The sequence below is a fragment of the Pseudomonas sp. XK-1 genome, from assembly GCF_038069885.1.
Taxonomy (GTDB): Bacteria; Pseudomonadota; Gammaproteobacteria; order Pseudomonadales; family Pseudomonadaceae; genus Aquipseudomonas.
Window position 1 is genome coordinate 37265 of the sequence record NZ_JBBPES010000010.1, and the last position, 25841, is coordinate 63105.

The following is a 25841-nucleotide window of genomic DNA, read 5'->3' on the forward strand; positions in this document are numbered from 1 at the left end:
AACCAAAGCGGCTGGTTGCTCTTATGAGCCCAGCCGCATGAGAGGGTTGCCTTATTTCGCCTGCCAAGCACCACTGCTGATCAGCTTGTCGGTCACCTTGTTCACCGCTCGCTCGGCACGAGCCACGATGTCATCAACTTCGTCACGAGTGACCACCAGCGGCGGGGCAAAGCCGAGGATGTCGCCGTGTGGCATAGCGCGGGCGATCAGACCCTCCTCCAGGCAGGCAGCGGAAATCTGCGGGCCGACCTTGAGGTTCGGGTCGAAATGCTGGCGCTTGCTGCGGTCACTGGAGAACTCCAGAGCCGCGAGCAGGCCGATGCCGCGCGTTTCACCGACCAACGGATGGTCAGCAAAAGTGGCCTGCATGCGCTGCTGCAGGTAGGCACCGGTGTCACGGGCGTTGCCGGTGAGGTTCTCGCGCTCGATGATGTTCAGATTGGCAATGGCCGAGGCGATGCCCATCGGGTGGCCAGAGTAGGTGTAGCCGTGACCGATGGCACCGTAGGTATCCGTGCCCTGCTCCAGCACCTGCCACACACGCTCGCCAACGATCACCCCGGACAGCGGCTGGTAGGCCGAAGTCAGGCCCTTGGCCACGGTGATCAAATCCGGCTTCATCTCGTAGTATTGCGAGCCGAAATCGACGCCCAGGCGACCAAAGCCGCAGACGACCTCGTCAGCGATCAACAGGATGTCGTACTTGTCCAGCACCTTACGGATCTCCGCCCAGTAGCCCTGCGGTGGCGGCACGATGCCGCCGGTGCCGAGAACCGGCTCGCCGATCATCGCCGCCACAGTGTCCGGCCCCTCAGCGAGGATCATCTCTTCCAGCTTCTGCGCGCAGTAGCGGGAGAACTCCAGCTCGCTCATGGCGTCGTCGGGACGACGGTAGTAAACAGGTGCCACTGTGTGTTTGATGCGCTCCAGTGGCAGGTCGAAGTGGGCGTGAAACACCGGCAGACCGGTCATCGAGCCGGACGCGATGCTTGAGCCGTGGTAGCCACGGTCGCGGGAGATGACCTTCTTCTTCTCCTTACGGCCGAGGATGTTGTTGTAGTACCAGACCAGCTTGAGCTGGGTCTCGTTGGCGTCCGAGCCGGACATGCCGTAGTAGACTTTGCTCATGCCCTGACCGGCGAGCTTGACGATACGCTCGGACAGGGTGGCCATGCCCTCGGTGGTATGGCCGACATAGGTGTGATAGTAGGCCAGCTGCTTGGCTTGCTCGTAGATCGCCTCGGCCATCTCAGTGCGGCCGTAGCCGATGTTCACGCAGTACAGGCCAGCGAAGCCATCGATGAACTGGTTGCCCAGCGAGTCCTGGATGCGGATGCCCTGGGCACCGGTGATGATCCGCGCCGGGCTCTCACCGTGGGCGTGCTGCTTGAGGTGGGTGGAAGCGTGAAAAACGTTCTGGCGGTCGATCTCGATGATCTTTTGGGTGTCGATAGTCATGGCATTGCCCTCATGGAATACGTTTTTTGGTCGATGTTGCGGCGGTTTCAACTCAACTGCCGCTGGCACTGGGCAGGCCGCCCAGGCAGTAATATTTGATCTGGCTGTACTCATCGAGTCCGTGGCGCGAGCCTTCGCGACCGAGGCCGGACTGCTTGACGCCACCAAAGGGAACGGGTGGGCCGGTCATCTTCACCGAGTTGACACTGACCATGCCGAACTCCAGGCCGCGCAGCAGCTGCCATACCGGACGCATGTCGTGACCGTAGACGTAGGCGGCCAAGCCGTATTCGGTGTCATTGGCCTGGGCGATCAGCTGTTCCAAGTCGTCCCAGGCCAGCACGCCGGCCACTGGGGCGAAGTTTTCCTCTCGATAGACGCGCATGTCTGCGGTCACCTCGGCCAGCAGGGTCGGCATAAAGAAGTTGCGCCCGGGTGCCTGCCCCTGGTCGCCGATTAGCAGGCGCGCCCCCTTGGCTACGGCGTCGTCCACTAGTTCCTGGGCCTTGGCCACCGCCTTGGCGTTGATCAGCGGCCCCTGATTGACTCCACGGGCCAGGCCGTTGCCTACGGTCAGCTCGCCCATGCGCCGGGCAAAAGCCGCGAGAAACGGCTCGTACAGCGAGCGATGAACGAAGATGCGGTTAGCCGCCAGGCAGTCCTGACCGGTAGTCTGGAACTTGGCGTCGATAGCGGCCTGGGCTGCCTCCTCGACGTCCATGTCCGGCAAGACGATGAAGGGGGCATTGCCGCCCAATTCCATCGAGCACTTCTTCACCGTGGCCGCGGCCTGTTGCAGTAACAGGCGGCCGACCCGGGTCGAACCAGTAAAGGACAATGCCTTGACCTTGTCGCTGGCGCAGAGCACCTGGGAAACCATTTCCGGCTCGCCGGTGATGACGTTGAACACCCCCGCAGGGAAGCCGGCGCGTTCAGCCAGTTCGGCCAAAGCCAGGGCGGAGAACGGCGTCTCACCGGCCGGCTTGACCAGTACAGTGCAGCCCACGGCCAGAGCCGCTGCGGCCTTGCGGGTGATCATCGCGCAAGGAAAATTCCACGGTGTGATCAAGGCCGCCACGCCTATCGGCTCGCGTACGCTACCCAGCTGGGCGTTACGGATATGACTGGGGATGGTCTCGCCGTAGGCGCGACGAGCCTCCTCGGCAAACCAGCGAATGAAGGAGGCAGCGTAGTCAATTTCGCCACGGGCCTCATCGATCGGTTTGCCCTGTTCCAGAGTCATCAGCCGAGCCAGATCTTCCTTGTTCTCCAGCAGCAAATCATGCCACTTGCCCAGGATCACGCCGCGGGCATCTACCGACAGTGCGCGCCAGCCAGGCAAGGCGGCCTGCGCAGCATCGATGGCGTGCTCGACCTGGCTGGCATCGAGTTGGGTGCAACGCCCGATGGTTTCTTCGCTGGCCGGATCGATGACCGCTTCATCGCGCCCCCCGTGGCCAGCAATCCATTTGCCATTGACGTAAGCCAACTGGCGAACCAAGCGTGGATCTTTAAGCATGTGCATGGACCGTGTCCCCTCTACTTGCCTGGCCGCGGCGAGTTCGCGGCGCAGGACGTGGTGCGTGTTTACGGCTCCCACTTTAGGGCTAGTCGGTCAGCGACTTTTTCTCTTCAAGGGGGCGAGTGGACTGTGTTTTTTTTCTTTGCCGGTGGCTTGCCGAGGTTTTTTTCTGTGCGGCTGCCCGGGCCGGAGCAGGCAGGAAAAACCGCTACACCGGGCGGGTTCGAGAAGGGTTACAGAAGTGGCGACTAGACTTCTTCACCATCCAACAACAGCGGTGGTTCGCTGTGCTTGATGGTCTTGGTGACGATGTAGGTGAAATAGCGCTCGATGCCCAGGTCGGTCATCAGCCAACGGTCGATCAGGCGTTGGTACTGGTCGATGTCGCGCGCCATGACCTTGACGATATAGTCGATACCGCCGCCAGTGGCGTAGCACTCAGTGACTTCGGGACAGTCCTGCATGGCATTTTCAAAACGCAGGAAGGCTTCGCGGTTATGTTGCTTGAGGCTGATCTCAACCATCACCGAGGCCCGCTTGAGCAGAATCTCGGTGTTCAGTTGGGCACCGTAGCCGCGGATGATACCGGCCTCTTCCAGGCGCTTGACCCGCTCCCAGCAGGGGCTGATCGACAGATTGATGGCTTCGGCCAGGCTGGATTTGGTGATTCGTCCATTGCTCTGCAGAATGCGCAGAATCTTCAGGTCGTAGCTGTCCAGACGCATAAACCGCTCCACGTCGAAAAAAAGGCCGCCCTCCGCCATATATGACGAGATGGATCGGCAGAGGTGTTACTGAGCGCCCAGGTGCGCAGAGTTCACACAATCTTGGGTGCCAGCCCAGAACAGGTGTCCGCCCGGGGCCAGGCAACACAACTAAAAAAACCGGCGGAGTAACCCGCCGGCAAAAGGGGTGACTACTTTTCCAACTCGGTAATTTCCTGCTCTAGGGCTTTGAGTATGTCCCCCGCTTCGGGACCGGCCAGCTGCACCAGTTTCTCGCGCATCGGCTGGCTGGCCTCGCGGAAAGCGGCCTGCTCCTCTTCGGTCAAGCGCACCAGCTGGATCTCTGGCTTGGCCTGCTTGATCTTTTCCAGGCGCTCATCGTTGTATTTGGCCTGGGTTTCGAAGATGTATGGCCCCAACTCTTCCACCGTCTCGTCAATGAGCTTGCGCTGGTCGGCCGGCAGGCCCTGGTACCAGGACTCACTGGACAGTACGGCGACCGTGAACTGCTGATGCCCCGACCAGGTCAGCACATCGTTGACCTCATAGAACTTCATTTCCTCGATGGCGAAGATCGGATTTTCCTGGCCGTCGATCATTTTCAGTTGCAGGGCACCATAGACCTCGGAATACGGCAGAGGCGTCGGCACTGCGCCGAACGACTTGTAGGTTTCCACCAGCATCGGCGAAGCCATTACGCGCATTTTCACATTGGTGAAGTCGGCTGGCTTGCGCACCACTTTGTTAGTAGTCCAGACCATATCGCCTTCCGGGTACATGCTCAGCAAGCGCAGGTTGCGGGTTTTCAACCGATCGGCAATGGGGCCGTAGATAGTCGGACTCTCGGTCAACAGCTTGAGGTTGACCTGGTTGTCCTGGGACAACAGGTAAGGTACCGAGAACACCTGCATGCCCGGCGCGGTCGAACCAAGGATGCCAGTCGAACCGTGGGTGAACTGCAGGACACCGTTGGCCACCAGCTCGGTCAGGTCCTCGGACTCGCCTAAAGCGCCGTAGGGATAGACTGTGACGCTGATCTTGCCACTGCTCTTCTCCTCGATCAGCTGTTTGAACTTCTGCGCATAGGCGTCCTGCACGCTGCCACTGATCTCCTCGAGGGCGAATTTCCATTCCTCGGCAGCCGCCGCCAGGCTGCTTTGGCCGATAAGGGCCAGGCCCATCGCTGCGGCCAGGGCCGCTTTCTTCAGTTTGCTTAGTGTGTTCATGGTGAGGTCTCCGCTTCTTTTTATGAAGGTGTAAGTACGCCTGAGTCCGCCTATCTTCAACTTTCTACAATGTCGGCAATCACCGCCAAGGTGTCGCCAATGTCCACCAATGCGGGAAACCGCCGGGCGACCAAAAGGCCATCCCGCTCCGCACGGTACTCAACGGGCGGCGTGCCTGTTCGTTCGAAGGTATGTACTCGAGCAACCAGATCACCTTGAGTCAGCCGGTCACCCAGACTGCAGGTGAGTTCGAGGATGCCGCGATGGGTGCTCTGCACGTAGCAGCTGGCATCAGGCATATCCAACTGCATTGATGGCTCATCCGTCAGCTCCGGCTCACCATCAAGAATTCCAGCGAATTTGAGAAAATTGCGCACGCCACGATCAGCCAGAGCCATGGTTTCAGGGGTACTGGTACCGCCACCGCGCAATTCGGTAGTAACGAATACCTTGCCCTGGGCTTCCACCGCCGTGTCATACAGCGAGGCCGCGTCCAGCTCGAACAGAATCATGCTGGCCGCGGTGCCGAACAGCCGCGCGCCCTCAATGCATTTAGCTTCCTGCTGCGGGTCGGGCAACCGGTGGGCCGCTGCAAACGGCAAAATATCCAGAGTCTTGCCGCCGGAATGAATATCCAGAGCGTAGTTGCACAGCGGGATCAGGTGGCGCTGGAAATAGTCGGCGATGCGCTCGGTCATGCTCCCCGCAGGATTACCAGGGAAGGAGCGGTTCATATTGCCCTTGTCGATCGGCGAGGTACGGCTGCCATTCTGCACCGCCGGGTAGTTCATAGCGGGGACGATGATGACCCTACCGTGCACCTCTTGGGCGCTCAGCTCATTGGCCAGCTTGAGTAGGCTGGTGATGCCTTCGTACTCGTCGCCGTGGTTGCCGCCGGTAAGGAGCGCGGTGGGGCCTATGCCGTTCTTCACCACACTGATGGGAATCATGATGCAGCCCCAGGCCGATTGGTCGTGGGAGTACGGCAGCTTTATAAAACCGTGCTGCACGCCGTCCCGGTCAAAATCGACGGTGGCGCTAAGGGTAGTGGCGCGAACCTCGGCGACGCTTGTACGCGTGTTTGCCTGCAGTTCCGCTTCAGCTGAAATATTCATGGTTGCGCTACTCATCTCAGGCCTTCACAAACAACTGTCGCGGGAAGTCGCAGAGGGTTTCCACCCCGCTCTCGGTAATCAGGATGCTTTCGGTAGTCTCCAGCCCCCAGTCGTCCAACCACAGACCCGGCATAAAGTGGAAGGTCATGCCCGGCTGCAACACCGTGGTATCGCTCTCACGCAGGCTCATGGTGCGCTCGCCCCAATCCGGCGGATAACTCAGTCCGATCGGGTAGCCGCAGCGGTTATCGCCACGGTCATAGCCATAGCGGCGCAGAGTACTGTTCAGCTCACGAGCGATGTCACCACAGGTGTTGCCGGGCTTGGCCACCGCCAAGCCGGCTTCCAGACCGGCGTTGATCGCCTCTTCCGCCTTGCGAAAAGCAGACGGCGGCTCGCCCAAATAGAGAGTGCGCGAAAGCGGGCAGTGGTAGCGTTTGTGGCAACCTGCGATCTCGAAGAAGGTGCCCTCCCCCTTCTTGAAGGGCCGATCGTCCCAGGTCAAGTGCGGTGCCGAAGCATCCTTTCCGGAGGGCAGCATGGGCACGATGGCCGGGTAGTCGCCGAACTTGCCCTCGTGGCCAACACAGGCAACCCGGTAGATCTCGCCAACCAGTACATTCTTCGGCAGACCCGGCTCGACCATTTCGATGATCGCCCGGTGCATGTTTTCAACGATGCGCGCGGCCACGCGCATGTACTCGATTTCCTGTGGCGACTTGATCGCCCGGCACCAGTTGACCAGCCCGGTGGCGTCCAACAGTTGCGCCTGCGGCAGACCGCGCTGCAGCGCCTGGTGCGACGTGGCGCTGTAGTAGTAGTTATCCATTTCCACACCGATCACGCCACTGATCCAGCCCCGTGCCGGCAACACTTCCTGGCACAGGTAGTCGAGTGCGTGGTGCGGCGGGTTCATCACATAGCGGTCACTGTAGGAGGCGATGTCCTCTTCCGGCAGGTAGACGGTGCGCCGCGCGCCGTTAGCGTCGATGCCACGGCCGTACCACAACGGATTACCGTGCTGGCCAACCACCACGCATTGCGGGGTATAGAAAGACCAACCGTCATAGCCGGTAAGCCAGGCCATATTGGATGGATCATGCACGATCAGCGTCGTGATCCCCCGCTCAGCCATGGCGGCACGCACCTTGGTCAAGCGTAGGGCGTACTCTTCACGGCTGAAATTCAAAGCGATTTCACTCATGACAGCATCTCGAAAATGAACGCAGCAGCGTTCAAGCCCATGACTACTCCAGAGGCCCTGAGCCCTGGAGCTTTGTTCATCCGGTCTGCGACCGGAGAAATTGCTTGCAAAGCGCTGCGGCGTACGCCGCCATGGCGGGCTGGCATACAAGGCAATGCATGACAGTCATTGACCTGAGGTGAATGCGACACTTGCTTAGTCATGTGCCCTCCCCGGCCCTTAGGGCCCGATGATCGATCGAGGTGACCGCGGCGCTTATAATTGTACTGAAACCTGCTAAAGTAACCGCAGCAAGTACAGGTCAATAGCGATTTGACCTCATACTATTATCATTACAATTGTCGTCAAGGATTTTATTGTTCTATGACAATCGACCTGAAACCCTTTATTCGCTCTGGCCAGCCTAAATACCTGGCCATAGGCAACGCGCTCAATGAAGCAATCAACGCCGGCGCGTTGCAGCCGGGCAGCAAACTGCCGACCCACCGCGAGCTGGCCGAGACCCTGGGAGTCAGCGTACAGACGGTGAGTAACGCCTACGCCCATGCCGAGAAACAGGGGGCCATCTATGCCCAGGTGGGCAGCGGCACTTTTGTGCGCAGCCGCCACGTCAGCCACGAATCGGACTACCTATCCACCGACGAACATGATGACCCCAGCCGCGGCATCGACCTGTCTACCGCCCACCCGGTGTGTACGGCACGCCACGTGAAGCTTTACCGCGAGGGCCTTGAGCGCCTGGCCCGGGAGGGCCGCGACGACTTCATCACCTCCTTCCACCCGACCCAGGGTCTGACCCAGCACCGCGAAGTGGTCTGCACTTGGCTAGCCCAGCAGAAGATGCCGGCCAACCCCGATCACATGCTCTTCTGCAACGGCACCGCGCACGCCCTGACCATTGCCATGGCGACGGTGCTCAAACCCGGTGACACCGTGTTATGCGAGCATGAGACTGGCATGCTGCTGCTTGCCCTGGCGCAAACCCTGCATTTCAATCTCAAGGGGGTGGCCGCCGACGACCAGGGCCTGCTGCCCGAAGCGCTCGAAGCTGCCTGCCGTCAGGGCAGCGCCCGGGTTTTGTTCTGCACCCCGACCATGAACAACCCGAACAACAACACGATGAGCCTGGAACGCCGCCAGGCAATTGCCGAGCTGGCCCGGCGCTACGACCTGACGGTGGTGGAAGACGACGTCTATGGCGCGCTCCAACCGGATCGCAGCCCGCCGCTGTCGGCGCTGATACCAGAGCGCAGCTTTTATGCCACCAGCCTGACCAAGGTGACCCTGCCAGGCATGCGCGCAGGCTACCTGATCACCCCGCCGCATCTGGTGCAGCAAGCCATCAGTCGACTGCGCAGCACCACCTGGATGGCCACCCTGATGCCCTTTGAAATCGCCAGCTGGTGGATGCAGGACGGCACCCTCGACCGCATGATCGCTTTTCAACAGCAGGAATTTGCAGCACGTCAGCAGATGGCCAGCGAACTGCTCACCACCTGTCGCTACAAGGCTCACCCCAATGGCATGCATATCTGGGCCGAACTGCCGTCTCACTGGCAGCCCGAAAAGTTCGTCCGCCGCGCACGCCAGGAAGGCGTAATGATCTTCCCAGCCGAACCGTTCCTAGTCACCACCGATCGCAACAACCCGCATGTGCGCATCAGCCTGGGTGCGGAACAGAGCCGTTCACGTGTGCAGGCCGGGCTGACCACGCTGAATGAGCTGATAGCGGAAATACCGCCGCCCATGCATTTCGTGTTCTGAGACGACGCACAAAACAGTTCACAAGCAACAATAGACAGCATATGTACTGATTCAAATATTTAATTGACATGATTTTTACACAGAGCTACTGTCTGGCCTCCACAACAATAAAAATGCCGGTTGCCGTGGCAACAGGCTGGAGGTGGCAATGGCTTGGTTGCAGAAACTGGACTGGCTGCTGGAAAAGCTGGAGGCATTTATCCTCTCTGGCTCGATCCTGCTGATGGCGCTGAACTCAGTCGGCAATGTATTTGGCCGTTACCTGTTCAACCAGAGCCTGTACTTCTCCGAGGAACTCAATCAGTTCCTTATCATCTTCGTCACCTTCATCGGCTGCAGCTATGCCGCACGCCAGAACCGCCATATCAGTATGAGCGCCTTCATCGAGCAGCTGACCGGCAAGCCAGCTGCCGCCAGCCTGCTGCTGATCAATCTGCTCACCGCCGCCCTACTGTTCTGGCTGACCTGGGCCTCCATCGGTTATGTGCAATCGGCCGCGCGCATCGGCCGCTCCTCCTCCGCACTACAAGTGCCGCTGCATTACATCTACCTGCTGATACCCCTGGGCTTAGGCATGAGCGGCCTGCAGTTCCTGCGCCACGCCTTTGTCCAGATGTTGGTACTGCTCGGCTGCCGTGAAGCACCGCCGCGGCATGTCGATGCCCCCCTTCCGCCACAAGCCTGAGTCCACGCCGCATGGATATGACTACCGCACTCCTGCTCATCATGCTGGTTCTGCTGCTGGCAGGCTTCCCAATGATGACCACCCTGCTGGCTGCAGCCGCCGCCGGATTCCTGTTCTTCTTCAACATGGGACCGGAGTTCCTTATCCAGCAGATGATCGCCGGCATCCGTCCGTCTGCCCTGGTAGCGGTGCCGATGTTTATCCTCGCCGCCGACATCATCACCCGCGGTGCCACTGCCAATCGGCTGCTGGATGTCGCAATGGCCTTCGTCGGCCACGTGCGCGGCGGAATGGCGGTGACCACCGCACTGAGCTGCGCGATGTTCGGGGCCTTGTCCGGCTCGACCCAGGCGACCGTGGTCGGGGTAGGCAGCATCATGCGACCAAAGATGCTGCAGCAGGGCTATAAGGACAGCTTTGCCATGGCGTTGATCATCAACGCCTCGGATATCGCCCTACTGATCCCGCCGAGCATCGGCATGATCATCTATGGCGTGGTCTCGGGCACCTCGGTGGCCGAGCTGTTTATCGCTGGCATCGGACCCGGTCTGCTTTTAATGATGTTGCTGGCGGGCTACTGCTACGTCTATGCGAGGATGGCGGGCATTCCACGCAGCGAGAAGTTCAGCTGGAATGAACGCCTGCGCACCTGCCGTCGCGCCATCCTGCCACTGCTGCTGCCGATAATGACCATCGGCGGTATTTACACCGGGGTATTCAGCCCCACCGAGGCCGCCGCGGTCTCGGTGCTCTATGCGCTGATTCTGGAAGTGCTGATCTTTCGCCGGGTCAAGCTCAGTGACCTGTCGAACATTGCGCTGTCCACCGGGCTGATCACCGCCGTGGTGTTTATCCTGGTGGCGGCCGGCTCGGCGTTTTCCTGGGTGATTTCCTTTGCCCAGATACCTCAGCAAATCCTGAGTGGCATTGGCCTGATGCAGGCTTCGCCGACCGAACTGCTGATCATTATCTCGATCGCGTTCTTTATCGGTTGTATGTTCGTCGACCCGATCGTGGTGATGCTGATTCTGGTACCGATCTTCGCCCCGGCGGTTCGTCTGTCGGGTCTGGACCCAGTATTGGTGGGGACCATCATTACCCTGCAAGCTGCCATCGGCTCAGCTACGCCCCCTTTCGGGTGCGACATCTTCACCGCGATCGCGGTGTTCCGCCGGCCCTACTTCGAGGTGATCCGCGGCAGCCTGCCTTTCTTCGCTATCCTGCTGCTTATGTCGGTGTTGCTGATCATGTTCCCGCCCATCACTCTGTTCCTGCGCGACCTAGCCTTCCGCTAGAAAGAGGTTGTACCCGAATCATTGATTTTAGGCTGTAAAGCCAGCAGCGACTGCTAGGCCGCCAGATTGCTCTGGCTCTACCATTCGCTTTCGTAGGGTAGCGGGTCTGTCCCGGAATGGGGTTAGTCCAGAAACCCTAAAGCCATTCGGCGGTTTCGGACTGAGTGCTGCAAGGAACGTTATTTTTTTGTAGCCGGGCTCTACTCGTTTCAGCTGGGTCCAGACACCCAGGCAATGTGCTCCATCTGCTCAACTAAAAAATCTATAACCTCCTTCACTCTGGACGCCTGGTGTTTGCGGTTCCGGCTCGCCCCCGGAACCACACTGGCACCCAGAAAGTCGGGCAGAGCATGCTCAATATGATCGAATAGTAGATCTGCCTGAACATGCCACTTGCCAAAATCGAAGAAATCGCCCATTTCAAGAATCTTACCCCGCGCCTAGAAGGCTTTATTGCTATCCGCCAGCAAAGAGCCGGGGGAATACTCCGACGAGGTACTATCGAAGACATCGAAACGCCGCTCCGCATCGTACCTGCCCTGCAAAATGGCGAAAGCATCAGCCTAGTGGGATTTAGTACCTTCGCGGTGAAGGCACGCGCTGCGCGCGATGGCCGCAACCCGCAAACCGGTGCCACGATCAAGATTGCAGCGGCCAAGCTGCCCGGTTTCAAAGCCGGAAAGACACTGAAAGACGCGGTGAACTGAGCGCGTCGCAGAACGACAAAAGGGCCTGAATTCAGGCCCTTTTTGCATGTACACAAGCTACTCAGGCGTGACGCATGTGCCGCTCCAGCACCTCATGAGCCAATTATCCAGCATTGATCGTCATCGGAGCCAGCCACGGCTGCCTACAAGAGTTTGAACAAATGGGCGGACCAGATGTTGGAGCGCACGGCGCATACCTGATGCCCCGGCCTCACTGAAAATCCCGACTCCGCACATCCAGCCCAACCAACAGTGGCGTCAGGTCGCTCAGACGCCCCGCGATCAGATGACGCACACCGTCCTTGGACTCCAGATGGCCATCCACTCGTAACAATTGCGAGCTGACCAATACCCGCCGCTGACGCTCGGCGAGGTCGTGCCACACCACCACATTGACCATGCCGTACTCGTCCTCCAGGGTGACGAAGATCACCCCGCTGGCAGTCTGTGGCCGCTGCCGGCCGATCACCAGGCCGGCCACGCTGACGTTGCGCCCATGCTCAACGCTGAGCAGATCGCGCGAGCTGCGGCAGCGCTGGGCTCTGAGCTGGCAGCGCAGCATGGCCAGTGGATGCGGGCCCAGGGTGGTACCGACGGTGGCGTAATCGGTATGCAAATCCTCGCCCACCGTCGGCAATGGTAACGCTACCTGGGGCTCTTCTCGCGCCGGCAGGTTGACGAACAACGGTGGTTGCACCTCGACACCGGCCACCGCCCAGCGGGCGCTGTGGCGATGCCCGGCCAGGCCGCGCAAGGCAGCGCAATCGGCCAACAGCTCACGCGCACGAGCGTCGAGCCCGGCGCGGTAGCAGAGGTCGGCGACATCGGCGAAGGGCCGCTCACGCCGGGAGCCCTCGATGCGCCGGGCATCCTCTTCGCGAAACCCGCGCACCATGCGCAGGCCCAGACGAATGGCCAAAGTCCCCTCCTCGTCTGGCTCCAGCGAGCAATCCCACTCGCTGTGGCCTACGTCCACCGGGCGCACTTCGATGTCGTGACGGCGCGCGTCCTGCAGCACCTGGTCGGGGCTGTAGAAGCCCATTGGCCAACTGTTGATCAGCGCGCAGGCGTAGATGGCCGGTTCGTGGCATTTCAGCCAGCAACTGGCATAGGTGAGCAAGGCAAAGCTGGCCGCGTGGGACTCCGGAAAACCATAGCTGCCGAAGCCCTTGATCTGCTCGAAGATGCGCGCGGTGAAGTCCGCCGTGTAACCCTTTTCGAGCATGCGTTCGGTCAGGCGCTGGCGATGCGGCTCCAGGCCACCGTGGCGCTTCCAGGCCGCCATGGAACGCCGCAACTCATCGGCCTCGCCCGGTGTGTAGTCGGCGGCGACTATCGCCAGCTGCATGACCTGCTCCTGGAACAGCGGAACCCCCAGGGTGCGCTTGAAGACGACCTCGAGTTCCGCCGAGGGATAGACGACCGCCTCCTCGCCGTTACGTCTGCGCAGGTAGGGATGAACCATGTCCCCCTGGATCGGCCCGGGCCGGACGATGGCAACCTGGATCACCAGGTCATAGAAAGTCTGCGGCCGCAGGCGCGGCAGCATCGCCATCTGCGCGCGCGATTCGATCTGAAACACGCCGATGGTGTCGGCGCGACTGATCATCGCGTAGGTAGCGGGGTCTTCCGCAGGCAGGGTCGCCAGGGCCCAGCGCTGTCCCCGATGATGCTCGATCAGGTCGAAGCTGCGCCGCATTGCACTGAGCATGCCGAGAGCGAGGATGTCGACCTTGAGCAGGCCGACCAGGTCGAGGTCATCCTTGTCCCACTGGATGATGGTGCGCTCAGCCATGGCCGCGTTCTCCACCGGCACCAGGGTATCCAGCGGTTGCTCGGAGATGACGAAACCGCCCGGGTGCTGCGAGAGGTGACGGGGAAAACCGATCAGCTCGCCGGTCAGCGCCAGTACCCGGCGCAACACCGGGCTGTCCGGATCGAAGCCGGCCTCACGTAGCCGCTCAAGCGGCGGTTCCTTATCACTCCAGCGGCCACAACAATCAGCCAGGGCGTTGACCTGGTCCGGCGGCAGGCCGAGGGCCTTGGCGATATCGCGCACCGCGCCGGCTCCGTGGTAGGTGCTGGCAACGGCGGTAAGCGCCGCCCTGCCCCGGCCATAGCGCCGGAAGACATACTGCAGCACTTCCTCACGCCGTTCGTGCTCGAAGTCCACATCGATATCCGGCGGCTCGTTGCGCTCCTTGGAGAGGAAGCGCTCGAACAGCATGTTCATGCGCGCCGGGTCGATCTCGGTGATGCCCAGGACGTAACACACCGTCGAGTTGGCTGCCGAGCCGCGGCCCTGGCAGAGGATGCTCTGGGTGCGGGCGAACTGGACGATATCGTGCACAGTGAGGAAATAGCTCTCATACCCCAGCTCGGCGATCAGCCCCAACTCCTTCTCAGCCTGTTCGCGGCACTTGGTCGGGATACCCTTGGGCCAACGCCAACGCATGCCCTGCTCGGTCAGCTCGCGCAGCCAGGTGGTCGGCGTATGGCCTTCAGGCACCAGCTCGCGGGGGTACTGGTAACGCAACTGGCCGAGGTCGAAGGTGCAGCGCGCGGCGATGCGTAGCGTCTCGGCCAGCAGCTGCGGCGGGTAAAGCTCGGCCAGCGCCTGACGCGAACGCAAATGCCGTTCGCCATTGGCGAACAGCCGCTGCCCGGCATCGGCCACCGTGCAATGGTGGCGAATGGCGGTCATGCAGTCCTGCAGGGCGCGTCGGCCACGGGCATGCATGTGCACATCGCCGCTGGCCACCATCGGTATGCCCAGGGTGGCGGCCAGCGCCTGCAGGCCTGCCAAGCGCTGCGCATCGTCCGCGCCATGGTGCAGTTCCACGGCCAACCACAGGCGCTCGCCGAAAAGGCCGTGCAGCCACGGCCCTGGTGCCGGATCGGGCGTCTCGTCGGCGATCCATAACGCCAGCAAGCCCTCCAGCGGGGCGCTGAAGTCCTCGCGCAGCAAACGGTATTCACCCTTCGCCGCGCGCCGCCGCGCCAGGGTGATGAGCTGGCACAGACGCTGGTAACCGGCGAGGTTCTCGACCAGCAGCACCAGCTTGGGGCCATCTTCGATCCGCATCTCGCTGCCAACGATCAGCGGCAGCTCGCATGCCTTGGCGGCCTGCCAGGCACGCACAATACCGGCCAGGGTGCATTCGTCGGTGATGGCCAAGGCATGGTAGCCGTGACGTTTGGCTCGCTCGAACAGCTCTTGGGCGCTGGAGGCACCACGCTGGAAGCTGAAGTTGGACAGGCAGTGCAACTCGGCGTACGCCCCGCTCATGCGAACCAGCCCTGCAACATGAACGGCCCGCTTTCGCCGAACGGACGATAGGCCCAGGCGCGCTGCCCGGAGCGGGTTTCGATCAGGTAGTAGTCGCGGCGCACGTCGCCACCGTCCCACCAGCCAGATTCGATGCGTTCGGGGCCGGCCAGGATGCGCGCAGCTGATTCGCGTAGCGGCATGGGCTGATGCAACAACCAGCCCGGGCGCGGCGGGCCTTGCAGGATGGGCCCGGGCTTGTCATCGCCGGTCGCCTGCCAGGCATACTCGGGGCGATGGTCGGCCTGGGCGCGCAAGCCCTGCACAGCCTCGTCGCCCAAGCGGGCACGCAACCGCTCGCGCAGTTGTTCCCAGGGCAGCAGTTGCTGGGGACGCTCGTCGAACAGCTCGCGGTGTTCCGGCACGAAGGCCGGCAGGTCGCGCGCCAGCAGGCGCATCCCACGTACCGGCGCGACCACCTGCACCTGCTCCAGGCGGCCACGCGCCAGTTCGAAGAGCATGGCCGGATCGCGCTCGGCACTCAGCAGGCCAACCTGGATGATGCTGTCCGCGGCATCCGCATGCTGCAGGCGCAGGGCGAAGCGTTGTACACCGCTATCGCGTCCCGCAAGAAAGGCGGCCAGGTCAGCGGTGAGCCGGCGCAACGGGAACAGCAGAGCCTGATGCGACTCGACCTCGAAGTTCAACTCGATACGCCCATCGAACCGGTCCGGCGGCACGTAGCACTCCAGGGCCAGCGCACGCTCGCCGAGCAAGGTATCCAGATGCTGCTGCACCTGTGCCGGAAAGCGCCGCGCCAAGGTGTCGCGTGGTAGCGCCAGCACCTGACCCAGGGTACGCAGGCCCATGCGAGCAAAGGCCGTGGCCACCTCACGGGCCAGACCAATGCGCTCGACGGGCATCCTGCCCAGCGTTTCGCGCATGACCGCGTCATTGGCGATGGCCAGACCGTCATGGGCGTTGGCCAGGATGCGCGCGGCCAGCGGATTGGGCGCGGCGACGATGCGGTGGCGAAATCCCAGGGCCGTCAGTTCCTCGCGCAAGCGCGCCTCGAAACGCGGCCAGGGGCCGAACAGCGCCAGGCTGGATTCGATTTCCAGCAGTAGGGTGCGCGGGTAGCACAGGCTGACGTGGGAGCTGAAACGATAGCCCCAGGCCGCGAGGAACTGCTGCCAGCGCTCGATCTCCTCGGGGGCGTACTCAATCAGGGTGAAGTCGCGGGTCAACGCATGGGCCGCAGTTAACGATTGCCCGGCGCGCAGGCCGAGCGCACGGGCCGCCGGGTTGACCGTTTGCAGCACCCGGCGCTGCGCCGTGCCGGTGACCAGGGCCAGCGGTGCGTCGGGATCGCTGCACCGACGCAGCACGCCATCCAGTGCCAGCTGCGGCAGCAATACACAAGCCCAGCGCATGCTTACCTCACTGCCCCGCCGCAAGCGGGATGGCGGCAGACGGAGGCAAGCCACCGCGGCACTTGAGCACACGCAACTGCGCCGGACGTGCATCGACGGCAATGCGCAACGCCGCTGGTGAGGGGTTGACCGCCTCCTGCAACGGACGATAGGCAAAGGCCAGTGTCTGCCCGGTTTCCGCCGCCACCTGCAGCCGGCGCAGGGCGCGGTCGTCGGCCCGCTGCGGCCAGCACAGCACCGCGCCGCAACTGCCCGAGCGCAGGCATTGCTCAGTCGCCCAAAGGGCATCACGGCCGCTGGCCTGGATGATCACCAGCCAGCGCAGATCCACCCCGGCGGCCTGCCAGGCCTGTGGGTATGGCACATGGGGCGGTGCCACCAGCACCACCCGCTCGCCACTGCGGGTCAACCGCACCAAGGTCGGCCACAACAGCTGCAACTCACCGACCCCGTCACTGGGTATGAGGATCTCGCTCAACGCCGATTCAGGCCATCCCCCCGTTGGCAGCAGCGCATCCAACGCGGCATGCCCGGTGGGCTGGGCACTCGGTGGCAATGGCGTCGGCTGGGCTCTCCAGATCCGTCGCTGCTGCAACAGATCATCCAGCGCCACGACAGCGCCCATTACCCTCGCCTCGCCATTACCTGGCGAAAACCTGGGCCCGGCACAGTGCACCAGGACCTGCCCGGCAACGGTTGACGTCCATGGACATAGACTGAAGATGCAGGGGGGTGCCAGGGATCGGGCATGTCAGCGAACTCAAAATAACTGTATTTACATACAGTACACGCAGAGCATAACCCCTTCAATGCCGATAGGAGAGCGGCAGACCAGAGGCGTCTTTTGAATGGCTGCGCTTAGGGTTCAAAGGGGTAATCCCCCCGGCAATCAACAAAAGCGTGTTTCTCATACCTGCTGACTTCGGTGGAAGGCATGAAAACTCTGGGGTCAAAAATGGTGACGAACGGTTGGTGCTGCTCAACAACGTGGCGAGATCTGTTATCGAAGGGCAACGAGGGTTGGATCCTGTCTGGGTACTCCCTTACGGAAAGCCCGACAACGACGGCACGGCGAATCCAGTTCATCGGATGAACGACTCGGCATGGAAGAAAGCCCGGGCTCGTGCGGCTAAGCGGTTTCAGGAGCAGTTCCTGCGCCCCGCACCCGCAGGTTTTGCCTCGATACGCGTCCACGACCTGAAGCACACCTTCGGGCGAAGACTAAGGGCCGCCGGGGTCACGGAGGAAGACAGGAAGGCTCTGTTAGGCCACAAGAACGGCAGCATCACCAGCCACTACTCGAGCGCAGATCTGGGCAAGTTGATTGATGAAGCCAACGAGATTTCGGCTACCGACTCACGCGGGCCGGCGCTGACAATATTGAGGAGGAAGGCAGGATGAACAAAGTCCCTGACACAAAAAAGCCTGGTCATCACTGACCAGGCTCTAATGCTTGAATTATATGGTCGGGACGGAGTGATTCGAACACTCGACCCCTAGCACCCCATGCTAGTGCGCTACCGGACTGCGCTACGCCCCGACTAGGCGTGAATCTGTTTTCGTATTACCGAAAACGACGCGAACTATACATTAAGCTTCTGAAAAATGGAAACTTTTTTGATTAGTCAGGTTATTTTCGGAGCACTACCAGGACATCTTCCAGCTCAGTAATCATCTGCCGGATCAACTGCTTGTACTGGGTCGTATCATCCTTGGCCTCATCGCCGGAAAGACGCTGACGCGCACCACCGATGGTAAAGCCCTGGTCATACAGCAAGGCACGGATCTGGCGGATCATCAGCACATCCTGGCGCTGATAGTAACGCCTGTTACCGCGTCGTTTGACAGGGTTGAGCTGAGGAAACTCCTGCTCCCAATACCGCAGAACATGCGGCTTGACCGCACAGAGCTCACTCACCTCTCCTATCGTGAAATACCGTTTGCCCGGTATGGCCGGTAATTCGTCGTTATGACTTGGTTCCAGCATAGGCTTCAACCCTGGCTTTAAGTTTCTGGCCTGGACGGAAAGTCACTACACGGCGGGCCGTGATAGGGATTTCCTCTCCCGTTTTTGGATTACGACCGGGGCGCTGACGCTTATCGCGCAGATCAAAGTTGCCGAACCCCGAGAGCTTGACCTGTTCGTTGAGTTCCAGCGCTTGGCGGATCTCCTCGAAGAACAGTTCCACCAACTCCTTGGCTTCCCGTTTATTCAGGCCCAGCTCTTCATACAGACGTTCCGCCATTTCAGCTTTCGTCAGAGCCCCCATACGCTACTTCCTTAACGTGGCGTTGAACCTTTGTTCCAGGGAGGTGAGAATATTTTGCGTTGTGGTACTCACCTCATCGTCATTAAGAGTGCGCGATGGATGCTGCCAGGTCAAGCCGACGGCAAGGCTTTTTCTATGAGGATCAATACCTTTACCGTGATATACGTCAAATAGCTTGAGGTCGGTCAGCCACTCACCTGCAGACTCGCGTATGGCCGCAAGCAATGCCGAGGCGGGTACATCCCGATCGGCCAGCAAAGCCAGGTCGCGGCGCACCTCGGGGAAGCGCGACAACTCCTTGAATGCCGGCATGCGGCCCTGAGCGATTTCAGCCAGGACCAATTCGAACATATACACCGGCTGATCAAGACCAAGTGCCTTGGCCAACTCAGGATGCATGGCCCCCATATATCCGACCAGGCGACCCTCGCGCTCGATGCGCGCCGTCTGCCCAGGATGCAATGCAGGGTGCTCACCCGGAACGAAGCTGAAGCTATCCGCCGCCCCGGCACTGGCCAGAAGCGCCTCGACATCGGCCTTCAGATCATAGAAATCGACGCCATCGCGGCCATGGGCCCAGCTCTCCGGCAGACGCGCGCCACACAGCACACCCGCCAGCATCGGCTCCTGCTGCAAACCCTCTAACTGGCCAACGAAGCGCAGACCGCTTTCGAACAGACGCACCCGCGGCTGCTGGCGATTTAGGTTGTGCTCCAGTGCCTTGATCAGTCCAGGCCAGAGCGACGAGCGCATGGCCGCCATATCGGCGGAGATCGGGTTGGCCAGCATCAGCGGCTCGACGCCAGGATTGAACAGCTCGAACAGCTTGGGATCGATAAAGCTGTAGGTGATCGCCTCCTGATAACCCCGCGCGACCAGCAAACGACGCAGCGCCGGCAACTCGACAGCCGCTTCCGCCTTGGCTTGAGGTGCCAGTCGCGCCTGCGGGTAACGCACCGGCAAGCGGTTATAACCGTACAAGCGCGCCAGCTCTTCGATCAGATCGACTTCGATGCTGATATCGAAACGGTGGCTGGGCACACTCACCTGCCACTGCCCTTCGCCACTGGCGCTGACGCCCAGGCCCAGACCGAGCAACAGGCGCACGACCTCAGCCTCATCCATTTTCAGTCCGAGCATCTGCTCGATACGCTCGGCACGCAAGGTCACTGGCGCAACGCTTGGCAACTGCTGCTGATCGACCACCTCGATAATCGGACCGGCTTCGCCACCAACGATTTCCAGCAGCAGAACGGTAGCCCGCTCCATCGCCTCGCGCGCCAGCTGCCAATCCACGCCGCGCTCGAAGCGGTGCGAGGAATCGGTGTGCAGACCATAGGAGCGGGCCTTGCCGGCAATGGCAATGGTGTCGAAGAAAGCGCTTTCGAGGAACAGGTCGCGGGTCTTGTCGCTCACACCGCTGTGCTCACCCCCCATAACGCCGGCGATCGCCAAGGCGCGCTGATGGTCGGCGATCACCAGGGTGTCGGCACGCAGGCTGACTTCCTGGCCATCGAGCAACACCAGTTTCTCGCCCTCCTCGGCCATACGTACACGAATGCCGCCATTGATCTCAGCGAGATCGAAGGCATGCATCGGCTGGCCCAGCTCGAGCATCACATAGTTGGTGATATCCACCGCGGCATCGATGCTGCGCACATCGGCGCGGCGCAGGCGCTCGACCATCCACAGCGGCGTCGGCTTGGACAAATCGACATTGCGCACCACACGGCCGAGGTAACGCGGGCAGGCTTGTGCAGCCAGCACCTCGACCGGACGCACCTCATCGTGGCTCGGCGCAACTGCGACAATCTCAGGGCGACTTACCGGCGCGTCGTACAAAGCACCGACTTCACGAGCCAGACCGGCCAGGGACAGACAGTCGCCGCGGTTCGGGGTCAGATCGACCTCGATGCTGGCATCGTTCAGTTCGAGATAAGCCCGGATATCCTGGCCAACAGGTGCATCGGCCGGCAGCTCCATCAGGCCATCATTTTCGTCACTGATCTGCAGCTCGGAGGCCGAGCACAGCATGCCGTTGGACTCGACGCCGCGCAGCTTGGCCTTCTTGATCTTGAAGTCGCCCGGCAGCTCGGCACCGATCATGGCAAAGGGAATCTTCAGGCCGGGGCGCACATTCGGCGCGCCGCACACCACCTGAAAGGTTTCCGCGCCGTTGCTGACCTGGCACACGCGCAATCTATCGGCATCCGGATGCTGCTCGGTGCCGAGCACCTCGCCCACCACCACACCACTGAAAATGCCCGCAGCCGGGGTCACGCTATCAACTTCCAGGCCCGCCATGGAAAGGCGCGCCACCAGCTCGTCACGGGAAACCTGCGGGTTTACCCAGCTACGCAGCCATTGTTCACTGAATTTCATCCTGCTCTCCTAAACAATTCGGTTACGGTCGTGCGGTTCTAGCGAAATTGCGCCAGGAATCGCAGGTCGTTATCGAAGAACAGACGCAAGTCGTTGACGCCATAACGCAGCATCGCCAGGCGCTCGACGCCCATACCGAAGGCAAAACCGGAATACTTCTCAGGGTCGATACCGGACATGCGCAGCACGTTCGGATGAACCATGCCGCAGCCCATCACTTCCAGCCAGCCAGTCTGCTTGCACACGCGGCAACCTTTACCGCTGCACATCACGCACTGCATATCGACTTCCGCCGAAGGCTCGGTGAAGGGGAAGAAAGATGGACGGAAGCGCACACCCAGGGGCTTCTCGAAGAACACCCGAAGGAACTCCTCGATGGTGCCCTTGAGGTCGGCAAAACTCACGTTCTCGTCAACCAGCAGGCCTTCGACCTGGTGGAACATCGGCGAGTGGGTGATATCGGAATCGCAGCGGTACACACGACCCGGGCAAACAATGCGGATCGGCGGCTGCTGGGATTCCATGGTGCGCACCTGTACCGGCGAGGTGTGGGTGCGCAGCAACATGTTTGCATTGAAGTAGAAGGTGTCATGCATCGCCCGGGCCGGGTGGTGGCCAGGGATATTGAGCGCTTCGAAGTTGTGGTAGTCGTTTTCCACTTCGGGGCCTTCGGCGATGCCGTAACCGATCCGGGTGAAAAACTGCTCGACGCGTTCCAGAGTCCGGGTAACCGGATGCAGGCCACCGGAAGTCTGGCCGCGCCCAGGTAGGGTTACATCAATGCGCTCGGCCGCCAGCTTGGCGCTCAATGCAGCCCCTTCAAGGGTCGCCTTGCGGCTGTTCAGGGCTTCCTGAACCTTGTCCTTGGCAGCATTGATCAGGGCACCAGCTTGCGGACGCTCTTCTGCCGACAGGTTGCCCAGGGTCTTCATCACCTGAGTCAACTCGCCTTTCTTGCCCAGATAGTGAACCCGCAACTGCTCGAGGGCATTCACATCGTCGGTGTGGCTAACGGCCTCAAGCGCTTGCGAGACCAGCACATCCAGATTTTCCATTTACAGACTCCAGATACGAAATAGGGGAAGAGCTTGAAGGCTCTTCCCCTATTGGTGACGTTCAACACCGGGCGAGCCCGGTGATTGTCGGGGACTTAAGCCAGTACGGCTTTCGCTTTCTCGACAATCGCAGCAAACGCCGCTTTTTCGTTCACTGCCAGATCAGCCAATACCTTACGGTCGATCTCGATGGACGCTTTTTTCAGGCCGGCAATGAAACGGCTGTAGGACAGACCGTTAACACGAGCACCAGCGTTGATACGGGCGATCCACAGGGCGCGGAACTGACGCTTCCTTTGACGGCGGTCGCGGTAGGCGTACTGGCCTGCCTTGATCACAGCCTGCTTGGCAACGCGGAATACGCGCGAACGCGCACCGTAGTAGCCTTTAGCGAGTTTCAGAATCTTTTTGTGACGCTTGCGAGCGATAACGCCGCGCTTTACACGAGCCATGAGTAATTTCCTCTATCTTGACCGGATTATCGAACGCGCAGCATGCGCGCCACTTTTGCAACGTCGGACGGATGCACCATGGTGCTACCGCGCAGTTGACGCTTACGCTTAGTGGACATCTTGGTCAGGATGTGGCTCTTGAAAGCGTGCTTGTGCTTGAAGCCGTTAGCGGTTTTAAGAAAACGCTTGGCTGCACCACTCTTAGTTTTCATCTTTGGCATGTTCGGATACTCCGCATTCAGTTGATAAACATAACCGCAAGGCCTGCCGTGCCCTGGTGGTTACTTCTTCTTTTTGGGGGCGATGACCATGATCAGCTGGCGTCCTTCCATCTTTGGATGCTGTTCAACGGTGCCGTATTCAAGCAGGTCATTTTCAACCCGCTTCAACAGCTCCATGCCCAGCTCCTGATGCGCCATCTCACGGCCGCGGAATCGAAGCGATACCTTGGCCCTGTCCCCATCACTAAGGAAACGTACCAGGTTGCGTAGTTTTACCTGGTAATCCCCTTCCTCCGTCCCTGGACGAAACTTGATTTCTTTAACCTGAATCTGCTTCTGGTTTTTCTTGGCCGCGGCAATCTGCTTCTTCTTTTCGAAGATCGACTTGCCGTAGTCCATCAGCTTGCAAACAGGCGGCACTGCATCGGCGGAAATCTCCACCAGATCCAGCTTGGCCTCTTCGGCCTTAAGAAGCGCGTCTTCAATTGACACAATCCCGAGCTGCTCACCCTCTGCGCCAATTAACCGAACCTCGCGTGCCGAGATATTCTCGTTGATCGGGGCCTTCGGTGCAGCTCGCTTATCTTGTCTCATTTCACGCTTAATAATCTTTACTCCAAATCTTGGCGACCACGCCGGGAAACCGCCTGCGCGAGGAATTCAGCGAATTGAGTGATGGGCATTGAGCCCAGATCAGCACCTTCACGGGTACGCACGGCGACAGTTCGCATCTCTACTTCCCGATCGCCTATAACCAGCAGATAGGGAACCTTGAGCAAAGTATGCTCGCGGATTTTAAAGCCAATTTTTTCGTTTCTCAAGTCAGACTTGGCACGAAACCCGCTCTGACTGAGAGTTTTTTCCACTTCCAGGGCAAAATCGGCCTGTTTGTCGGTGATATTCATCACCACCGCCTGAGTCGGTGCCAACCAGGCGGGGAATGCACCCTCGTAGTGCTCGATCAGAATCCCGATAAAGCGCTCGAAGGAACCGAGAATCGCGCGGTGCAACATCACCGGATGCTTACGGCTGTTGTCCTCGCTGACGTATTCGGCACCCAAACGCACAGGCAGGTTGAAATCGAGCTGCAGGGTACCACACTGCCAGACCCGACCCAGGCAATCCTTCAGGGAGAATTCGATCTTCGGCCCGTAGAACGCACCCTCACCCGGCTGCAGGTCATACGCCAGCCCGGCACTGTCCAACGCGGAAGCCAAGGCCGCCTCGGCGCGATCCCACAGATCATCGGAGCCCACACGCTTGTCCGGACGGGTCGAGAGCTTGAGCTGGATATCGGTAAAGCCGAAGTCGGCATAGACCGCCAGGGTCAGCTTGATGAAATCAGCGGATTCGGCCTGCATCTGCTCTTCGGTACAGAAGATATGCGCATCGTCCTGAGTGAAGCCGCGCACGCGCATGATGCCGTGCAGCGCGCCGGACGGCTCGTTACGGTGACAAGCACCGAACTCGGCCAGACGCATTGGCAGCTCGCGATAGCTCTTCAGGCCCTGATTGAATACCTGCACGTGGCACGGGCAGTTCATCGGCTTGATCGCGTAGTCGCGGCTTTCCGACTCAGTGGTGAACATGTTTTCGGCGTAGTTGGCCCAGTGCCCGGATTTCTCCCACAGTGAGCGGTCGACCACCTGCGGCGTCTTGATCTCCAAGTAGCCATGTTCATGCTGCACCTTACGCATGTACTGCTCGAGCACCTGGTACAGGGTCCAGCCATTGGGATGCCAGAACACCATGCCCGGTGCTTCTTCCTGGGTATGGAACAGGTTCAGGCGCTTGCCGATCTTGCGGTGATCGCGCTTCTCGGCTTCCTCGATGCGCTGGATATAGGCCGCCAGCTGCTTCTTGTCAGCCCAGGCGGTGCCATAGACACGCTGCAGCTGCTCATTCTTGGCATCGCCGCGCCAGTAGGCACCGGACAACTTGGTCAGTTTGAAGGCCTTGAGAAAACGCGTGTTCGGCACGTGCGGACCGCGGCACATGTCAACGTATTCTTCGTGGTAGTACAGACCCATGGCCTGCTCGTCCGGCATGTCTTCGACCAGACGCAGCTTGTAGTCTTCGCCGCGCGAGGCAAACACATCGATCACCTCGGCGCGCGGAGTGATCTTCTTGATCACATCGTAGTCTTTTTCGATCAGCTGCTGCATGCGCTGCTCGATTGCCGCCACGTCCTCTAGAGTGAAGGGACGCTCGGAGGCGATGTCGTAGTAGAAACCTTCATCAATGACCGGGCCGATCACCATCTTGGCCGTGGGGAACAGCTGCTTGACCGCATGGCCGATCAGATGCGCACAGGAGTGGCGGATGATTTCCAGGCCTTCCTGATCTTTTGGCGTAATGATCTGCAGGGTCGCGTCACTGTCGATCAGGTCACAGGCATCAACCAGCTTGCCGTTGACCTTGCCGGCCACCGTAGCCTTGGCCAGACCCGCACCAATGGATTGCGCCACCTCGAGTACGGATACCGGGTGTTCGAACGTACGCTGACTGCCGTCGGGAAGAGTAATGATGGGCATGGCGCCTCCTCTCCTAGTGGTGACCTCTACCAAAGGCCACATGGGTTGGGATGAGCCAGTAAGCGATTCGGCGGTATGCCCGCCTTACAGTGGCAGGAGCTTGTGAGCCAACCAAAACCGAACCGGAGTCACTGGAGGTTATTGAACAGAACAACTGAGCGCAGGGATGCTTGCAGAAAGCCTGGCTTACTGGCAAGCGGCCCAATAAAAAAATAGCAGGAAGCCACTTCCAGGCCGCACCGTGAAAACCACCAAGGTGGCGACCATTAATGGCAAGCCATAAAAAAGGGCCGCCTAAGCGACCCTTTTTCTACCAAATTTGGTAGGCACGATTGGACTCGAACCAACGACCCCCACCATGTCAAGGTGGTGCTCTAACCAACTGAGCTACGTGCCTACGATGGGTGCGCATTCTACGGCCACGCGAAAAAGTGTCAACAGGTTTTTTAGCTAACTGCCTGAATAAATGAATTTTTTACTGTTCAGAGGTGCGTTTAATATTTCGCACAGGCCACTAGCCGAGCA

The 25841-nt window shown here is 60.3% G+C and carries 20 protein-coding genes, 2 tRNA genes and 2 pseudogenes; 5 read left to right on the forward strand and 19 right to left on the reverse strand.

Annotated elements, in window-relative coordinates:
• Nucleotides 1–51: 51 nt before the first annotated feature.
• The 6 genes from WMW70_RS21300 to doeA all read right to left on the reverse strand — a co-directional run bounded on the left by WMW70_RS21300 (nt 52) and on the right by doeA (nt 7250).
• Nucleotides 52–1458, reverse strand: coding sequence for an aspartate aminotransferase family protein (locus WMW70_RS21300; protein ID WP_341439471.1), 1407 nt, complete (start codon nt 1456–1458; stop codon nt 52–54).
• A 52-nt stretch (nt 1459–1510) separates the two neighbouring features.
• Nucleotides 1511–2983, reverse strand: coding sequence for an NAD-dependent succinate-semialdehyde dehydrogenase (locus WMW70_RS21305; protein WP_341439472.1), 1473 nt, complete (start codon nt 2981–2983; stop codon nt 1511–1513).
• A gap of 245 nt (nt 2984–3228) precedes the next feature.
• The gene (locus WMW70_RS21310; protein ID WP_341439473.1) at nt 3229–3705 is read right to left on the reverse strand and encodes an Lrp/AsnC family transcriptional regulator; all 477 of its coding nucleotides are present in this window, start codon (nt 3703–3705) and stop codon (nt 3229–3231) included.
• Between the two features lie 191 nt (nt 3706–3896).
• Nucleotides 3897–4931 carry a TRAP transporter substrate-binding protein gene (locus WMW70_RS21315; RefSeq protein ID WP_341439474.1) on the reverse strand — a complete coding sequence of 345 codons (1035 nt, stop codon included), beginning with the start codon at nt 4929–4931 and terminating at the stop codon, nt 3897–3899.
• 56 nt (nt 4932–4987) lie between these two features.
• Nucleotides 4988–6046, reverse strand: coding sequence for a N(2)-acetyl-L-2,4-diaminobutanoate deacetylase DoeB (gene doeB / locus WMW70_RS21320; protein ID WP_341439475.1), 1059 nt, complete (start codon nt 6044–6046; stop codon nt 4988–4990).
• Nucleotides 6047–6062: 16 nt separating this feature from the next.
• The gene (gene doeA, locus WMW70_RS21325) at nt 6063–7250 is read right to left on the reverse strand and encodes an ectoine hydrolase DoeA (protein WP_341439476.1); all 1188 of its coding nucleotides are present in this window, start codon (nt 7248–7250) and stop codon (nt 6063–6065) included.
• A 363-nt stretch (nt 7251–7613) separates the two neighbouring features.
• Between doeA and ehuR the strand changes: the two genes are divergently transcribed.
• The 4 genes and pseudogenes from ehuR to WMW70_RS21345 form a co-directional block, all read left to right on the forward strand.
• A complete protein-coding gene (gene ehuR / locus WMW70_RS21330; protein ID WP_341439477.1) occupies nt 7614–9014 on the forward strand; it encodes a MocR-like ectoine utilization transcription factor EhuR in 1401 nt (466 codons plus the stop codon).
• 148 nt (nt 9015–9162) lie between these two features.
• Nucleotides 9163–9699 (forward strand): TRAP transporter small permease, encoded by a 537-nt coding sequence (locus WMW70_RS21335; protein WP_341439478.1) that lies wholly within the window; start codon nt 9163–9165, stop codon nt 9697–9699.
• 17 nt (nt 9700–9716) lie between these two features.
• Nucleotides 9717–10994, forward strand: coding sequence for a TRAP transporter large permease (locus WMW70_RS21340; protein ID WP_341439479.1), 1278 nt, complete (start codon nt 9717–9719; stop codon nt 10992–10994).
• 536 nt (nt 10995–11530) lie between these two features.
• Nucleotides 11531–11701: pseudogene (locus WMW70_RS21345) on the forward strand (HU family DNA-binding protein); the annotation flags it as partial.
• 211 nt (nt 11702–11912) lie between these two features.
• Here the strand turns inward: WMW70_RS21345 and WMW70_RS21350 are convergent.
• The 3 genes from WMW70_RS21350 to imuA are packed head-to-tail and all read right to left on the reverse strand — an operon-like array spanning nt 11913 to nt 17027.
• Complete coding sequence (locus WMW70_RS21350) at nt 11913–14990, reverse strand: error-prone DNA polymerase (protein WP_341439480.1); 3078 nt, start codon at nt 14988–14990, stop codon at nt 11913–11915.
• Nucleotides 14987–16402, reverse strand: coding sequence for a Y-family DNA polymerase (locus WMW70_RS21355; protein ID WP_341439481.1), 1416 nt, complete (start codon nt 16400–16402; stop codon nt 14987–14989). The genes WMW70_RS21350 and WMW70_RS21355 overlap by 4 nt, the downstream gene beginning before the upstream one ends.
• Before the next feature lie 7 nt (nt 16403–16409).
• Nucleotides 16410–17027: a translesion DNA synthesis-associated protein ImuA gene (gene imuA, locus WMW70_RS21360; protein WP_341439482.1), complete on the reverse strand. Its 618-nt coding sequence runs from the start codon at nt 17025–17027 to the stop codon at nt 16410–16412.
• Nucleotides 17028–17284: 257 nt separating this feature from the next.
• On the opposite strand from imuA, the pseudogene WMW70_RS21365 reads away from it, so the two are divergent.
• A pseudogene (locus WMW70_RS21365) lies at nt 17285–17803 on the forward strand (tyrosine-type recombinase/integrase); the annotation flags it as partial.
• Between the two features lie 62 nt (nt 17804–17865).
• On the opposite strand, the gene WMW70_RS21370 reads toward WMW70_RS21365, so the two are convergent.
• The 10 genes from WMW70_RS21370 to WMW70_RS21415 all read right to left on the reverse strand — a co-directional run bounded on the left by WMW70_RS21370 (nt 17866) and on the right by WMW70_RS21415 (nt 25713).
• Nucleotides 17866–17942: transfer RNA gene (locus WMW70_RS21370), tRNA-Pro, on the reverse strand.
• A 90-nt stretch (nt 17943–18032) separates the two neighbouring features.
• Nucleotides 18033–18389 (reverse strand): MerR family transcriptional regulator, encoded by a 357-nt coding sequence (locus WMW70_RS21375; protein ID WP_325508661.1) that lies wholly within the window; start codon nt 18387–18389, stop codon nt 18033–18035.
• Nucleotides 18370–18672: an integration host factor subunit alpha gene (gene ihfA / locus WMW70_RS21380; protein ID WP_003243414.1), complete on the reverse strand. Its 303-nt coding sequence runs from the start codon at nt 18670–18672 to the stop codon at nt 18370–18372. The genes WMW70_RS21375 and ihfA overlap by 20 nt, the downstream gene beginning before the upstream one ends.
• Nucleotides 18673–18675: 3 nt before the next feature.
• On the reverse strand, nt 18676–21054 hold the full coding sequence (pheT, locus tag WMW70_RS21385; RefSeq protein ID WP_341439483.1) for a phenylalanine--tRNA ligase subunit beta: 2379 nt from the start codon (nt 21052–21054) through the stop codon (nt 18676–18678).
• 38 nt (nt 21055–21092) lie between these two features.
• Complete coding sequence (gene pheS / locus WMW70_RS21390; RefSeq protein ID WP_325508663.1) at nt 21093–22109, reverse strand: phenylalanine--tRNA ligase subunit alpha; 1017 nt, start codon at nt 22107–22109, stop codon at nt 21093–21095.
• Between the two features lie 95 nt (nt 22110–22204).
• Complete coding sequence (gene rplT / locus WMW70_RS21395) at nt 22205–22561, reverse strand: 50S ribosomal protein L20 (RefSeq protein ID WP_090505586.1); 357 nt, start codon at nt 22559–22561, stop codon at nt 22205–22207.
• 26 nt (nt 22562–22587) lie between these two features.
• Nucleotides 22588–22782, reverse strand: a complete 195-nt coding sequence (rpmI, locus tag WMW70_RS21400) for a 50S ribosomal protein L35 (protein ID WP_079202156.1) — start codon at nt 22780–22782, stop codon at nt 22588–22590.
• A 60-nt stretch (nt 22783–22842) separates the two neighbouring features.
• A complete protein-coding gene (gene infC, locus WMW70_RS21405; protein ID WP_339460472.1) occupies nt 22843–23376 on the reverse strand; it encodes a translation initiation factor IF-3 in 534 nt (177 codons plus the stop codon).
• Nucleotides 23377–23393: 17 nt separating this feature from the next.
• A complete protein-coding gene (thrS, locus tag WMW70_RS21410; RefSeq protein WP_341439485.1) occupies nt 23394–25316 on the reverse strand; it encodes a threonine--tRNA ligase in 1923 nt (640 codons plus the stop codon).
• 320 nt (nt 25317–25636) lie between these two features.
• A tRNA-Val gene (locus WMW70_RS21415) sits at nt 25637–25713 on the reverse strand.
• Between the last annotated feature and the right edge of the window lie 128 nt (nt 25714–25841).

Bases quoted from the DNA above. Each gene is read 5' to 3' on its own strand.
- WMW70_RS21300 (WP_341439471.1), bottom strand. From the start codon at position 1,458: ATGACTATCGACACCCAAAAGATCATCGAGATCGACCGCCAGAACGTT.
- WMW70_RS21305 (WP_341439472.1), bottom strand. From the start codon at position 2,983: ATGCACATGCTTAAAGATCCACGCTTGGTTCGCCAGTTGGCTTACGTC.
- WMW70_RS21310 (WP_341439473.1), bottom strand. From the start codon at position 3,705: ATGCGTCTGGACAGCTACGACCTGAAGATTCTGCGCATTCTGCAGAGC.
- WMW70_RS21315 (WP_341439474.1), bottom strand. From the start codon at position 4,931: ATGAACACACTAAGCAAACTGAAGAAAGCGGCCCTGGCCGCAGCGATG.
- doeB (WP_341439475.1), bottom strand. From the start codon at position 6,046: ATGAATATTTCAGCTGAAGCGGAACTGCAGGCAAACACGCGTACAAGC.
- doeA (WP_341439476.1), bottom strand. From the start codon at position 7,250: ATGAGTGAAATCGCTTTGAATTTCAGCCGTGAAGAGTACGCCCTACGC.
- ehuR (WP_341439477.1), top strand. From the start codon at position 7,614: ATGACAATCGACCTGAAACCCTTTATTCGCTCTGGCCAGCCTAAATAC.
- WMW70_RS21335 (WP_341439478.1), top strand. From the start codon at position 9,163: ATGGCTTGGTTGCAGAAACTGGACTGGCTGCTGGAAAAGCTGGAGGCA.
- WMW70_RS21340 (WP_341439479.1), top strand. From the start codon at position 9,717: ATGACTACCGCACTCCTGCTCATCATGCTGGTTCTGCTGCTGGCAGGC.
- WMW70_RS21350 (WP_341439480.1), bottom strand. From the start codon at position 14,990: ATGAGCGGGGCGTACGCCGAGTTGCACTGCCTGTCCAACTTCAGCTTC.
- WMW70_RS21355 (WP_341439481.1), bottom strand. From the start codon at position 16,402: ATGCGCTGGGCTTGTGTATTGCTGCCGCAGCTGGCACTGGATGGCGTG.
- imuA (WP_341439482.1), bottom strand. From the start codon at position 17,027: ATGGGCGCTGTCGTGGCGCTGGATGATCTGTTGCAGCAGCGACGGATC.
- WMW70_RS21375 (WP_325508661.1), bottom strand. From the start codon at position 18,389: ATGCTGGAACCAAGTCATAACGACGAATTACCGGCCATACCGGGCAAA.
- ihfA (WP_003243414.1), bottom strand. From the start codon at position 18,672: ATGGGGGCTCTGACGAAAGCTGAAATGGCGGAACGTCTGTATGAAGAG.
- pheT (WP_341439483.1), bottom strand. From the start codon at position 21,054: ATGAAATTCAGTGAACAATGGCTGCGTAGCTGGGTAAACCCGCAGGTT.
- pheS (WP_325508663.1), bottom strand. From the start codon at position 22,109: ATGGAAAATCTGGATGTGCTGGTCTCGCAAGCGCTTGAGGCCGTTAGC.
- rplT (WP_090505586.1), bottom strand. From the start codon at position 22,561: ATGGCTCGTGTAAAGCGCGGCGTTATCGCTCGCAAGCGTCACAAAAAG.
- rpmI (WP_079202156.1), bottom strand. From the start codon at position 22,782: ATGCCAAAGATGAAAACTAAGAGTGGTGCAGCCAAGCGTTTTCTTAAA.
- infC (WP_339460472.1), bottom strand. From the start codon at position 23,376: ATGAGACAAGATAAGCGAGCTGCACCGAAGGCCCCGATCAACGAGAAT.
- thrS (WP_341439485.1), bottom strand. From the start codon at position 25,316: ATGCCCATCATTACTCTTCCCGACGGCAGTCAGCGTACGTTCGAACAC.